The organism is Candidatus Arthromitus sp. SFB-mouse-NL (assembly GCF_000709435.1).
Lineage (GTDB): Bacteria > Bacillota > Clostridia > Clostridiales > Clostridiaceae > Dwaynesavagella.
Window position 1 is genome coordinate 628,831 of the sequence record NZ_CP008713.1, and the last position, 12,503, is coordinate 641,333.

Here is a 12,503-nt window from a genome sequence, read left to right on the forward strand (position 1 = left end):
ATGATTAGAGGTATGTATGCAGGTATCAGTGGTATGAAGGCTCAACAGAATAAATTGGATGTTATTGGTAACAACTTAGCAAACGTTTCAACGACAGGTTTTAAAGGTTCAAGGGTTGTGTTTAAAGATATGATGTATCAGAATTCATCAAATGCAGTTGGGGCGTCAAATAACCTTGGAGGAAGTAATGCGAAGCAAGTTGGTCTTGGTGCTAGTGTGGGAAGCATTGATAGAGTAATGGGACAAGGTATGATGCAACCAACAGGACGTCCATTAGACTTGGCTATGGATGGCGAAGGATTTTTTATGGTAGCAAAAGGTCCAGTTGCACACAAGGATGGTGACATAACAATTGATCAAGACGGAAAACTTGATGCAGGTGGCCGTGAAATAATGTATACAAGAGATGGATCATTGTCTTTGGATTCTGAAGGATATCTTGTTACATCAAGTGGTGAGAGGGTACTTGGTTATGTTATGACTGATGGTATGGACGATGATGGAACTATTAATTATGTTGATGCTGATTCTCCAGATCTAGAGGCAGAAGATGGATTAAGAACATTGAGAATACCAGATAAAGTTAAGTTTCCAGGAGCAAATGGTGGACAAGATGAATACAAAAAAGTTATATCATATTCAATTGGGAAAGATGGGGTAATAACTGGAGTTGTTGAAGGTGGACAAATGACTGTTATTGGGCAACTTGCTACAGCTAGTTTTAAAAATGCCGAAGGTCTTGAGGCAGTAGGGAATAATATGTATTTGAACTCTGCAAACTCTGGAACTCCATTAATATCAACAGGACTTGGAGATGATGAGCCTATAGAGAATGGCAGCATAATGCAAGGTATGCTTGAGATGTCAAACGTTGATATAGCTGAGCAATTTACAGATCTTATAGTTACAAGTAGAGCGTTTCAGGCTTCATCAAAAATTATTTCTGCTAGTGATGAGATACTTCAAGAAGTTGTTAATTTAAAAAGGTAGCATAACAGGAGGCACTAAAATTTTAGTGGCTTTTGTTATTTTTTTAATAAAGTTATTTTTAGATTCTTCGATAATGAGAAATGTAACGCTTTGATTGTGTTACATGCTAGATAAAAATTCCTAACATGTTTATAAATACAACATTTTAAAAAGTATATGAAATAGATAAAATTACAATAATAAGTAATGTCTGAATATTTGTTTAACACAAGGATGTAAGATGAAATTCAAGGAGGAATGAACAATGATAATTAACCACAATATGAATGCGATGAACGCACATAGAAATATGGGAAGTACAACAGTTTCACAAGGTAAATCAATGGAGAAATTGAGCTCAGGTTTGAGAATAAATAGAGCGGGTGATGACGCAGCAGGTCTTGCGATTTCTGAAAAAATGAGATCACAAATAAGGGGACTTAATCAAGCGTCAAGAAACGCACAAGATGGTATTTCAATGATTCAAACAGCAGAAGGAGCATTGTCCGAGACTCAAGCAATAGGACAAAGGATGAGGGAACTTGCAGTTCAATCTGCAAACGGAACTTATACAGATGAAGATAGAGAACTTATTAACCAAGAGTTTAATCAATTGAAATCTGAGATTGATAGAATAGCTAACGATACTGAGTTCAATGGTAGTAAGGTTCTTAATGGAGATAAATCAGGAGAAAAAATTGAATTTGATACTGGTTCAATTACAAGTACAACAGCTACTGGTGGTACTCCATTAGATGCTGCAAATGCAGTAAATGTTTTTTTGGAAACTGAGTTAAAAAATGTTAATACTTTAGGTGAAGGTACGTTCCATCTTAAGTTAACAGTTGATGGGGATGAGGCAAAAATAGAATTAACAGATACATCTAAGTTTAATGATAACAAGGAATATGTTGTTGATAGTATAACAGTTGATATTTCTAAAGATGACGAGCAGACCATTACATTAGGTGGAGCGGATTTTAAATTAGCAAAATTGAAAACTCATATACAAGATGCAAATGTAGAAACAGTTGACCTTACTTTGAATAACAAAGTTACAGAAAAAACTGATGGTGTTGAACTCCAAGTTGGTGCTAACAAAGATCAAATGATAGGTGTAAGCATCGGGAATATGGGTTCAAGAGAGTTAGGATTAGGTGGAGTAAATGTTTCTACTGCTGAAGATGCAAAAGATGCAATCGGAAGATTAGATGAGGCAGTTTCAAGAATTTCTGCACAAAGAGCTGACCTTGGTGCTGCTCAAAACAGACTTGAGCACACAATCGCATCAACAGATAACACAGCTGAAAACTTACAAGCTGCTGAATCAAGAATAAGAGACGTTGATATGGCAAAAGAAATGATGAACTTAACAAAGTTAAACGTTCTTCAACAAGCATCTCAATCAATGCTTGCACAAGCAAACCAAGCACCACAACAAGTACTTTCTATATTGAGATAATGAAGGGATGCCTCAGGGCATTCCTTTTTATTTTTAAATCTGAAATTTATACCAGTATAGCAAGCAAATAAACCACTAATAATATAACTATGTCTAGGATGTTTGGCAGGGACGTAAGGATGAAATTCAAGGAGGAATATAACAATGATAATTAACCACAATATGAATGCGATGAACGCACATAGAAATATGGGAAGCACTACAATTGCCCAAGGTAAGGCAATGGAAAAATTGAATTCAGGATTGAGGATAAATAGGGCTGCAGATGATGCGGCAGGTCTTGCGATTTCTGAAAAAATGAGATCACAAATAAGGGGACTTAATCAAGCTTCAAGAAACGCACAAGATGGTATTTCAATGATTCAAACAGCAGAAGGAGCATTATCTGAAACTCAAGCGATAGCACAGAGAATGAGGGAACTTGCAGTTCAATCTGCAAATGGTACTTATACAGATGAAGATAGGGAACTTATTAATCAAGAGTTTGGACAATTAAGAAGTGAGATCGATAGAATTGCAACTGATACAGATTTTAGTGGTAGTAAGGTTCTTAATGGAGATAAATCAGGAGAAAAAATTGAATTTGAAAGTGGTACTGTTGCAAGTACTGGAACTGGAACTTTGAATAATACAGATGCAGCTGCAGTGTTTTTAAAAACAGATCTTGAAAATGTTAATACCCTAGGAGAAGGAACATTTAAGCTGAATTTATCACTTGATGGAGATGATGTAAAACTAGAGTTGATAGATGAATCTAAGTTTAATGATAATAAGGCGTATGTATTAGATAGTATAGTTATTAAAGATGGAGCTGCTGATAATAATGAACATGAAATAACACTTGGAGGAGCAGCATTTAAATTAGCACAATTGAAAGATAAAATAAAGGATGCAAATGTAGAAACAGTTGAACTTACTTTGAATAACGTTGTAAAAGAAAAAACTAATGGTGTTGAACTTCAAGTTGGAGCTAACAAAGATCAAATGATAAGTATAAGTATTGGTAATATGAGAAGTCGTGAACTTGGTCTTGGTGGAGTTAATGTTGCTACGACTGATGATGCAAAAGATGCAATCGGAAGGTTGGATGAGGCAGTTTCAAGAATTTCTGCACAAAGAGCAGATCTAGGAGCATCTCAAAACAGATTAGAACATACAATAGCATCAACTGATAATACAGCTGAAAACTTACAAGCTGCTGAATCAAGAATAAGAGACGTTGATATGGCAAAAGAAATGATGAACTTAACAAAGTTGAATGTTCTTCAACAAGCATCACAAGCAATGCTTGCACAAGCAAACCAAGCACCACAACAAGTACTTTCATTATTGAAATAAAAGGCTTATATTATAAATGTAAGTCTTTCATATTTTTATATATGTTAACAAAAGGAATGTTTAGTAACATTCCTTTTGTTATTTGCTATCTAATTATCTGCAGAGTAATGAATAAAGTGCGATTAGTCCAAGTGTGCTACTACCACATCCACCGCCGAAAAATCCAAAGTTATTACCACAGCCACATCCTCCGTATCCATAAGATGCAGGATAGCAAGTATAATTAGGATAATTGTATCCGTAGTATGGCATCATATAGTTATATCCGTATGAATTACAACAGCTCATCGTTTTTGCTCCTCTTTATTTTAAATTTTAGTTATACAATATACTACGAAAAAGAAAAAAAATTGTTACTCTGATTTATAGTTTTTGTTGATGATAGGACAAATGTATATTTGTTCTTCATTTTCAAAAATTTTGAGTGTTCCCAAGTTCTCAAATTCATTAATTTCGTCATCATCTTTTGAATGTTTGATGTTCTCATTAAGGGTAATAACACTCTTAACTTCCATACCTTTTGTTACAGGAACAATTACATCATCCTTTAATATTCCTTCAATCTTTATACCATTTTCTAAACTTTCGTTAATAATTAAATCATTTGAAGAAAATAATTTTTGATACTCATAATTATCTTTTGCATAATTGTAAAGCCATTCGCTAGATTTCCATCTTGGTGTGCAATTAAGCACAACAACTACAATCTCATTGTTGTTACCCATGTTAAATGATGATACTAAACATTTACCGGCCTGACCTGTGTATCCTGTCTTTGTGCCTGTTGCCTGAGGAACCATATATAAAATCTTGTTGATGTTTTGATATGATCTTGAAAATCCAGTATCTGTGTATTCTTTTGTCTTTGAAAGCTCATTAAAAAAATCTATTTGCTTTGTTTTAGATGTAAGCATTGCTAAATCATAAGCAGTTGAATAATGATTTTGACTATCAAGACCATGAGGTGATTCAAAATGTGAATCAAGTATTCCGATTTCTTTTGCATATTCATTCATAAGATCACAAAATCCTTCGATTGAACCAGCAATTCCCTCGGCAATTGCAATTGCTGCATCATTTCCAGATTTGAACATAAGTCCGTAAATAAGTTCTCTTAAAGAAATTTCTTCATCTTTTTTATATCCAACTTTGGATCCTCTAATGGACGCAGCATTAGGTGAAATTTTAATCTTCTGATCCAAATCACCATATTTAATAGCAACTAAAGAAGTAAGTATCTTTGTTGTACTTGCCATAGGTAGAATATTTCGGCCATTTTTATCAAAAAGCACTCTGTGCGTTTTTGCATCAATAACAATGGCAGCATGAGCATTTAAATCATAAGGCTTTTGTTTTTTCACGCTGGCAGAATTAACCTCGATATGTACAGTTGAAACACTAAATATCACGCAAAGTATTCCTACTAAAAGTTTAGAAAATTTTTTCAAAAATAACCACCGCCTAAATAAAATATATTAGTATAGTATGATTAATTAAAATAAAAACTATTCTTAGGAAAATTTTGCATAATAGAGGATATATTTGGTAAAAACTATCTTGAAATAGAACTTAATAGGTTGGGTTGATAAGATGATAAAACTTTTAATTATCCTTTTCATTATTTTAACTCTTTTCATTTCTATAAAAATAAAATTTGATATGACATATGATAAGAATAAATTAGATTTCAAAGTTTATATTTTTAATTTTGATATAACAAAAATGATAATTAAAACAAAGAAGATCAAGAAAAATGATGAAGAATTAGTGAAATCTCATAAAGAACGACGAGCTTTTGATACAAAAATTTCTCTCAGAATCTTCAGAGAAATTTTATCGAGAATCAAGTACTTAAAACGCAAACCAAAATTTATTATTACAAACATACTTGAGTTTGGAGTAGAGGACGCAGATGTTACAGCAGTTTTGTACGGTCACATATGCACTATTGTTTATTCAATATTTGGAATAATATCGTGCTATGCTTACACACAAAATAGTAAGATTGATGTAATTCCAAAATATAACACTACACTCTTTAAATTACATTTTGAAGGTATATTAAAAATAAAAATAGCTCAAATTATCTATATAACTTTTTTATTTATTACTTTGGGGAGGAAATTAAATGGAACAACATCCAATAGAAAACTTAATGAAAACTACTCTTGAAAATATAAAAGATATGATTGATGTTAATACAATCATAGGGGATGCTGTAAACACACCAGATGGAACAACAATAATACCTATATCAAAAGTCGGATTTGGATTCGGAACAGGTGGTTCAGATCTTCCAATGCCAGAAAATGCTTCTAGTACAACAAAGCCAAATCTATTTGGAGGAGGAGCAGGTGCAGGTATATCTATTAAGCCTGTGGCATTTTTGGTAGTGAGAGAGGATGCAATAAGATTATTGCCAATAGATCATAACAACTCATACGAAAAAATAATAGATTCAATCCCTCAATTAGTAGAAACATTTAAAGGAATGTTCGAAAAAAATGAAAATTAAATAAATATCCCAAAGGCTTTTAGTTCAATTGTGTGACTAAGAGCCATTTCTATTTTTTATCTATGCTGAAAGTGTATAATATTTTTAAAAAATCATTATTGACTTAGAGTTAACTCTAAATTGTATAATTTATTTGACCATTGGAACAAATGATGTAGGAGGATATTGATAACTATAAAAGAAGTATGTGAAAGGTGTGGAATTAGTGCAGATACGCTCAGATATTATGAAAGGGTTGGAGTAGTTCCACCAGTTGGTAGAACAAAGGGAGGTATTCGTTTTTACACTGATGAAGATATTAGTTGGGTAGAAAATGCTATCTGTATGCGTAGAGCCGGTCTTTCAGTAGAAATGTTATCGGAGTATGTTCGTTTGTTCCAAAAGGGAGATAGTAGTATTCCTGCAAGACGTACTTTACTCATGGAGGCGAGAGAAGAAATTAATAGTCAGTTAAAGAAGTACCAGGAAACTATGGATAAATTAAATTATAAGATTTCTCTATATGATGAAGCAATGAGAACTGGAGTCTTGAGATGGAATATGTCAAAGAAAAGGAGAGATTTTCAAATGGAATTTATGACACTAAATAATGGACAAAAATGTCCAGTAATTGGGATTGGTACATTTTTGATAAAACCAGTTGATGCAGAGAACAGTGTAAGAGAGGCTCTTAAAATGGGTTATTCTTGTATTGATACGGCGGCTGCTTATTGTAATGAACGTGCAGTTGGAAGAGGAATGAAATCAAGTGGTGTTGCTAGAGAAAACATATTTCTTTCAACAAAAATTTGGCCATCTGATTATGAAAATCAAAATGCAGTAAACGAAACGCTAGAACGTCTTGATACAGATTATGTTGATTTGTTATATATTCATCAACCTGCAGGTAATTGGATGTCAGGATACAGAATGTTAGAGAAAGCATATAGAGATGGGAAAGCGAAGTCAATTGGAATTTCAAATTTTGAAGGTGAATTTATTGAAGAGCTAGAGAAAAAATGGGAGATTGTACCACAATTTATGCAAGTTGAGGCACACCCATATTTTACACAAGACAAATTACGCACAAAACTTGATGAATTTGGAATTAAATTAATGAGTTGGTTCCCACTTGGTCAGGGTGACAAAGCATTAATTGGAGAAACTATTTTCGAAGAATTAGGTAAGAAATATAATAAAACTTCTGCGCAAGTTATTCTTCGTTGGCATACACAAATGGGATTTGCAGTTATTCCAGGAAGTAAAAATATAGATCATATTCGAGATAATTTAAATATTTTAGACTTTAAACTTACTGATGAAGAAATGGCTGAAATTTCGAAATTAAATAAAGGTACACGTTATTATAATAGAACAGATGAACAGTTAGAAAAATTTGTTTTATGGCATCCAGAATTTGAAACAAAATAAAAAATGTGAGGAATTGAATATGAAATATGCTGAATTAGGTAATACAGGTATACAGGTTTCAAAGATTTGTATAGGTGCAATGTCTTTTGGGAAAGCAAGTCAGAAATTTTTGCAGTGGACTTTAAATCAAAATGAAACAGAAGATATGATTGCTCATGCATGGGAACTTGGTATTAATTTCATAGATACTGCAAATTTTTATGGCGGCGGAACAAGTGAAGAGTACACGGGGAAAGCACTAAAAAATCTTGGTATACCTAGGGATAAAGTTATTCTTGCATCTAAGGTTTATTTCAATGAGGGAAAACTTTCTCGTGCGGCAATTTTGAGAGAAATTGATGGTACATTGTTACGACTAGGAACTGATTATTTAGATTTGTATCAAATCCATCGTTTTGACTATGATACACCGATAGAAGAAACCATGGAGGCTTTAGATTCGCTTGTAAAATCAGGAAAAGTTCGAGCATTAGGTGCATCAGCAATGTATGGATATCAATTTCATAATATGCAAGTTTGTGCAGAACAAAACGGATGGACAAAATTTTCAACTATGCAAAATCATTAAAATCTTTTGTATCGTGAAGATGAAAGAGAACTTATTCCAATCTGTAAACAGTACAATGTTTCTCTTATCCCATATAGTCCATTAGCAGGTGGACATTTGACTCGTATTGAGTGGGAATCTGGTAGTAAACGTAGTAACACAGATAGTTATTTAAAAATCAAATATGATGGAGCAAAAGAAAACAATATGGAAATTATTAATCGTGTAAATGGACTTGCAAAAAAATATGACGTTTCTATGGCACATATTGCTCTAGCATGGCACTGGAAAAAAGGTGTGATATCACCAATTGTTGGAGCAACAAAAATTTCTCATTTAGATGGAGCAGTGAAAGCCCTTGATATAGAGTTGTCAGATAGTGATGTAATATATCTTGAAGAACTATATAGAGCACATGAAGTAATTCTGACTAAAGTAGAAAATTAAAAAAGTTTTAAACTTGTACAATAAGAATTGGAAAAGTGAGACAGCTAAAATGAATGGTGAAAAATTAATATTAACAAATATTTGGGATAAGACATTTTCGAAGAGTGATAAAGTAAATCATCAAAAAGTGACTTTTTATAATCGTTATGGTATTACATTAGTGGCAGATCTTTATATTCCAAAGGATGTTTCTGGAAAGTTACCTGCTATAGCAGTTAGTGGACCTTTTGGAGCTGTAAAAGAACAAGCGTCTGGCTTATATGCACAAACTATGGCAGAGAGGGGTTTTCTAACGATTGCCTTTGATCCTTCTTTTACTGGTGAAAGTGGAGGTTACCCACGTTACGTAGCATCACCTGACATTAATACAGAAGATTTTCAAGCTGCAGTTGATTTTCTTTCTGTACAAGAAAATGTTGATTTAGAAAGGATAGGTATTATTGGAATTTGTGGATGGGGTGGCATGGCCCTTAATGCTGCAGCAATTGATACTAGAATTAAGGTAACGGTTACTTCTACTATGTATGATATGACTCGTGTAAATGCAAAGGGATATTTTGATTCTGAAGATAGTGTAGATGCACGATATGAGAAACGAAAAGTCATGAATGATCAGAGAATTAGAGATTATAAAAACGGAATGTATGCATTTGCAGGTGGTGTGCCTGATAAAATACCAGAAGATGCTCCTTTTTACCTTAAAGATTATTATAATTATTATAAAACAGATCGAGGATACCATTCACGTTCTTTAAATTCTAATGCTGGATGGAATATAACATCTTCTTTATCATTTTTAAATATGCCAATTCTACAATACGCAGATGAAATTCGAAGTGCAGTTTTATTAATTCATGGTGAAAAGGCACATTCTTGTTATTTTAGTAAAGATATATATGAAATCTTAAAAGGAGATAATAAGGAATTATTTATTATTCCAAATGCTGTTCATATAGATTTGTATGATAACATTGAAGTTATTCCATTTGATAAAATAGAAGACTTTTTCAAATTAAATTTCAAGTAATAGTGATAGGCATATGTTTATAATGTTAGAGTGCATGGATTGTTAAAAAATAAGTTTAGATATGAATATTAAAATATAGTCTTTAAATGGGCTATATTTTTTTGTTTTTGAGTTCTTTAATAAATAAAAAACACATAATATATAATGTATGAATATTAAAAAACCCGTCTAATACAACAAATGTTAAATATATTTTTATTTTTAGAAATACCTTAAGTTTATAAGTTGGAGAATAGAGGATAAGAAGAATAGTAATAATTAGAAATTTTTAAATCTGAGTATATTATATGTGTCTTAACAATTTAGGAGGTTAATAATGGCAAGGTTAAGTAAGCAAATTAAAAATAAACTTGTCGCTTATGTAAACGATCGTGAAAAAGGAAAAAAAGCTGGCCAAGCTATTATGGAATTTTACGCATTGAATGAGGAAGAACTTAAAAAATATCAAGATGATGTACCTATGGAAGAATTTATACAGAAGTTATATATAGCATACAGAAATGAATATTTTTTGAAAAGTGTTGCTAACAAAAACATAAAGACGGTACCAATTGAGACAGATAAAGATCAATTATTGAATGAACTTAGTGAGACTATAGATAAAATGAATGAATTATATAACAAAGTTAAAAAGATGCTTAATGCTTAGTTAAATAAAAGCATGTTGACTTATGATAAGTAACATGTTTTTATTTTAACAATCAAGTATAAAAGTTTGTTATTTAAGGTATTTTATTATAGAATCAAGGTATACATAAATTGATTATTGGTGAACGTAAAGGAGTAATTTTATGAATATATATATTTCATCAGACCATGCAGGATATGAACTTAAGTTTAATTTGGTTTCAATGTTAATCGAGGAATTCAAAAATCATGAAGTATTTGACTGTGGACCATATTCAGAAGAATTAGTTGATTATCCAACATTTGCTGAAAAAGTTTGTGAAAATGTTTTATTTAATGAGGGTTCTTTAGGTATATTAATATGTGGCACAGGCATTGGGATGAGTATTGCAGCTAATAAGATAAAAGGAATAAGAGCAGCTTTGTGTAATGACATATTTAGTGCTAGACTTGCAAGGCAACATAATAATGCAAATGTCTTAGTTCTTGGATCAAGGGTAATAGGGAACGGTTTAGCTCAAGAAATTGTAACATCTTTTTTACAAAGTGAGTTTGAAGGTGGAAGACATAGCGAAAGATTAGCGTTAATAAAAAATTTAGAAAATAGAAACTAATTGTATATTAATACAAAAAGAGTACAAACTATCTATGTAGCAATTTAAGGGGGATTTCTTACATGAAGGTTTGTAAAAAAGGAGATTATAAGGAGGTTGCTAAAAAAGCAAGCGAATTATTAAAAGAAGGAATAGGGATTTCTGAGATCATAAATTCGACACAGAAGAGCTTAATGAATATTAAAAAGTTAAATAAAAAAATTAAATAGGTTTTTATATTTATGGATTATTCCTTATGTTATTTTTAGATTGGGATAATCCATTTTTTTGAATAATTTTTTATTGAATTTAAATATTTTTATTTATATAATAATCTTATTATATTTTTATATATACTATATGTAGAATTTAGTTTTATTTATTTTTAAGCTGGATTAGAGGGATGATAATATATGAGTATCAAATTTATTAATATAGGTTTTGGGAATATAGTGTCTGCTAATAGACTAATTGCTATTGTAAGTCCTGAATCAGCTCCTATAAAGAGAATAGTAACTGAGGCTCGAAGTAGAGGTATGTTAATTGATGCTACTTATGGTAGGAGAACTAGAGCAGTTATAGTTACAGATAGTGATCATGTTATACTTTCTGCAGTACAACCTGATACTGTAGCACATAGACTGGATATTAAGGAAAATAATTTGAAGGAACATTTGATGGAAGAGGATGAGTAGTATTTTATGGATGAAATGTACAATAAGGGATTATTGATTGTTCTTTCTGGACCTTCTGGTGTCGGGAAAGGTACGGTTTGTAAAGAACTTATGAAAAAGTATGATTATAAGGTTTCTATTTCTGCTACTACTAGGTCTCCGAGAGAAGGAGAAGTTGATGGAGTTAATTATTATTTTTTAGATAAGGATACCTTTAAATCAAAGATTGAAAATAATGAATTTTTAGAGTATGCTGAAGTTTATGGGAATTATTATGGTACGCTTAAAAGTCAAGTTGAAGAAGAGTTAAGTAGAGGGAGTAATATTATACTTGAGATTGATATTCAGGGGAGTATGCAGGTGCAAAGTGTTTTTGAAAATGCAGTGTACATATTTTTATTACCACCGTCTATAAACGAGCTTAAAAGTAGGATTTTGAAAAGAGGAAGTGAAACTGAATCTTCGTTCAATTTAAGATTTTCTTCAGTTAGTGAAGAATTAAAATGTATGGTTAATTATGATTATGCAGTTATAAATGATGATGTTGAGGGTGCAGTTGAGAAAATAAATGGTATAATAAGGACTGAAATGAGTAGAATAAGTAGAATGAATTTAGAAAAATTTATTGGTGGATATATTTTTTAGTTTTTATAAGAGGAGGGATCTTATGAAAGATTCTATTGTTTACCCATCTATAAGTGAACTTATGAAGAAAGTAGACAATAAATTTTCACTTGTTATACTTTCTGCAAAAGTTGCGAGGCATAATATAGATAAAGATAAGGATGTAAAAAGAGATAAACACATTAATTATTTAACTCAATCTGTTCTTGATATTTATAATGATAAGATAGATTTTAGTACAATTGATTCCGAATAATTTTTTTGTAAATA

General features: G+C 31.6%; 15 protein-coding genes and 1 pseudogene. 14 read left to right on the top strand and 2 right to left on the bottom strand.

Translation table 11 applies throughout. From position 1 onward, the window contains the following. The 3 genes from SFBMNL_RS03035 (at position 1) to SFBMNL_RS03045 (ending at position 3,769) form a co-directional block, all read left to right on the top strand. Complete coding sequence (locus SFBMNL_RS03035) at positions 1–990, top strand: flagellar hook-basal body complex protein (RefSeq protein ID WP_042294488.1); 990 nt, start codon at positions 1–3, stop codon at positions 988–990. Between the two features lie 244 nt (positions 991–1,234). Continuing rightward, a complete protein-coding gene (locus SFBMNL_RS03040; protein WP_042294490.1) occupies positions 1,235–2,431 on the top strand; it encodes a flagellin N-terminal helical domain-containing protein in 1,197 nt (398 codons plus the stop codon). A gap of 144 nt (positions 2,432–2,575) precedes the next feature. Beyond that, positions 2,576–3,769: a flagellin N-terminal helical domain-containing protein gene (locus SFBMNL_RS03045; RefSeq protein ID WP_042294491.1), complete on the top strand. Its 1,194-nt coding sequence runs from the start codon at positions 2,576–2,578 to the stop codon at positions 3,767–3,769. Positions 3,770–3,862: 93 nt separating this feature from the next. On the opposite strand, the gene SFBMNL_RS08175 is transcribed toward SFBMNL_RS03045, so the two are convergent. After that, complete coding sequence (locus SFBMNL_RS08175; protein WP_005806592.1) at positions 3,863–4,057, bottom strand: hypothetical protein; 195 nt, start codon at positions 4,055–4,057, stop codon at positions 3,863–3,865. A 65-nt stretch (positions 4,058–4,122) separates the two neighbouring features. After that, positions 4,123–5,217: a D-alanyl-D-alanine carboxypeptidase family protein gene (locus SFBMNL_RS03050; RefSeq protein ID WP_005806590.1), complete on the bottom strand. Its 1,095-nt coding sequence runs from the start codon at positions 5,215–5,217 to the stop codon at positions 4,123–4,125. A gap of 211 nt (positions 5,218–5,428) precedes the next feature. Between SFBMNL_RS03050 and SFBMNL_RS03055 the strand changes: the two genes are divergently transcribed. From SFBMNL_RS03055 to rpoZ, 11 genes and pseudogenes are all read left to right on the top strand, one after another. Further along, complete coding sequence (locus tag SFBMNL_RS03055) at positions 5,429–5,941, top strand: DUF2953 domain-containing protein (RefSeq protein WP_242821483.1); 513 nt, start codon at positions 5,429–5,431, stop codon at positions 5,939–5,941. Beyond that, complete coding sequence (gene ytfJ, locus SFBMNL_RS03060) at positions 5,898–6,284, top strand: GerW family sporulation protein (protein WP_005806586.1); 387 nt, start codon at positions 5,898–5,900, stop codon at positions 6,282–6,284. The genes SFBMNL_RS03055 and ytfJ overlap by 44 nt, the downstream gene beginning before the upstream one ends. Before the next feature lie 165 nt (positions 6,285–6,449). Then, positions 6,450–7,694 (top strand): aldo/keto reductase, encoded by a 1,245-nt coding sequence (locus SFBMNL_RS03065; protein ID WP_369751271.1) that lies wholly within the window; start codon positions 6,450–6,452, stop codon positions 7,692–7,694. 19 nt (positions 7,695–7,713) lie between these two features. After that, positions 7,714–8,688 (top strand): annotated as a pseudogene (locus tag SFBMNL_RS08080) (aldo/keto reductase). Positions 8,689–8,737: 49 nt separating this feature from the next. Beyond that, positions 8,738–9,715 carry an alpha/beta hydrolase gene (locus tag SFBMNL_RS03080; RefSeq protein WP_042294495.1) on the top strand — a complete coding sequence of 326 codons (978 nt, stop codon included), beginning with the start codon at positions 8,738–8,740 and terminating at the stop codon, positions 9,713–9,715. Positions 9,716–10,031: 316 nt separating this feature from the next. Further along, entirely contained in the window at positions 10,032–10,364 is a 333-nt protein-coding gene (locus SFBMNL_RS03085) for a hypothetical protein (RefSeq protein WP_005806580.1), read from the top strand. Between the two features lie 142 nt (positions 10,365–10,506). Further along, the gene (gene rpiB, locus SFBMNL_RS03090; RefSeq protein ID WP_005806578.1) at positions 10,507–10,956 is read left to right on the top strand and encodes a ribose 5-phosphate isomerase B; all 450 of its coding nucleotides are present in this window, start codon (positions 10,507–10,509) and stop codon (positions 10,954–10,956) included. Positions 10,957–11,018: 62 nt separating this feature from the next. Beyond that, a complete protein-coding gene (locus SFBMNL_RS08370) occupies positions 11,019–11,165 on the top strand; it encodes a hypothetical protein (protein ID WP_005806576.1) in 147 nt (48 codons plus the stop codon). A gap of 183 nt (positions 11,166–11,348) precedes the next feature. Next, positions 11,349–11,630 (top strand): extracellular matrix/biofilm regulator RemA, encoded by a 282-nt coding sequence (gene remA / locus SFBMNL_RS03095; protein WP_005806575.1) that lies wholly within the window; start codon positions 11,349–11,351, stop codon positions 11,628–11,630. 15 nt (positions 11,631–11,645) lie between these two features. Beyond that, on the top strand, positions 11,646–12,254 hold the full coding sequence (gmk, locus tag SFBMNL_RS03100) for a guanylate kinase (protein ID WP_173400383.1): 609 nt from the start codon (positions 11,646–11,648) through the stop codon (positions 12,252–12,254). A 22-nt stretch (positions 12,255–12,276) separates the two neighbouring features. Next, a complete protein-coding gene (gene rpoZ, locus SFBMNL_RS03105) occupies positions 12,277–12,489 on the top strand; it encodes a DNA-directed RNA polymerase subunit omega (protein WP_007440518.1) in 213 nt (70 codons plus the stop codon). The last annotated feature ends 14 nt before the right edge of the window (positions 12,490–12,503 follow it).

Excerpts from the sequence above, each read along its gene's own strand:
- SFBMNL_RS03045 (WP_042294491.1), top strand. The coding sequence starts at position 2,576 with ATGATAATTAACCACAATATGAATGCGATGAACGCACATAGAAATATG.
- SFBMNL_RS03035 (WP_042294488.1), top strand. The coding sequence starts at position 1 with ATGATTAGAGGTATGTATGCAGGTATCAGTGGTATGAAGGCTCAACAG.
- remA (WP_005806575.1), top strand. The coding sequence starts at position 11,349 with ATGAGTATCAAATTTATTAATATAGGTTTTGGGAATATAGTGTCTGCT.
- SFBMNL_RS08370 (WP_005806576.1), top strand. The coding sequence starts at position 11,019 with ATGAAGGTTTGTAAAAAAGGAGATTATAAGGAGGTTGCTAAAAAAGCA.
- SFBMNL_RS08175 (WP_005806592.1), bottom strand. The coding sequence starts at position 4,057 with ATGAGCTGTTGTAATTCATACGGATATAACTATATGATGCCATACTAC.
- SFBMNL_RS03055 (WP_242821483.1), top strand. The coding sequence starts at position 5,429 with ATGACATATGATAAGAATAAATTAGATTTCAAAGTTTATATTTTTAAT.
- SFBMNL_RS03040 (WP_042294490.1), top strand. The coding sequence starts at position 1,235 with ATGATAATTAACCACAATATGAATGCGATGAACGCACATAGAAATATG.
- ytfJ (WP_005806586.1), top strand. The coding sequence starts at position 5,898 with ATGGAACAACATCCAATAGAAAACTTAATGAAAACTACTCTTGAAAAT.
- gmk (WP_173400383.1), top strand. The coding sequence starts at position 11,646 with ATGTACAATAAGGGATTATTGATTGTTCTTTCTGGACCTTCTGGTGTC.
- SFBMNL_RS03080 (WP_042294495.1), top strand. The coding sequence starts at position 8,738 with ATGAATGGTGAAAAATTAATATTAACAAATATTTGGGATAAGACATTT.
- SFBMNL_RS03085 (WP_005806580.1), top strand. The coding sequence starts at position 10,032 with ATGGCAAGGTTAAGTAAGCAAATTAAAAATAAACTTGTCGCTTATGTA.
- rpiB (WP_005806578.1), top strand. The coding sequence starts at position 10,507 with ATGAATATATATATTTCATCAGACCATGCAGGATATGAACTTAAGTTT.
- rpoZ (WP_007440518.1), top strand. The coding sequence starts at position 12,277 with ATGAAAGATTCTATTGTTTACCCATCTATAAGTGAACTTATGAAGAAA.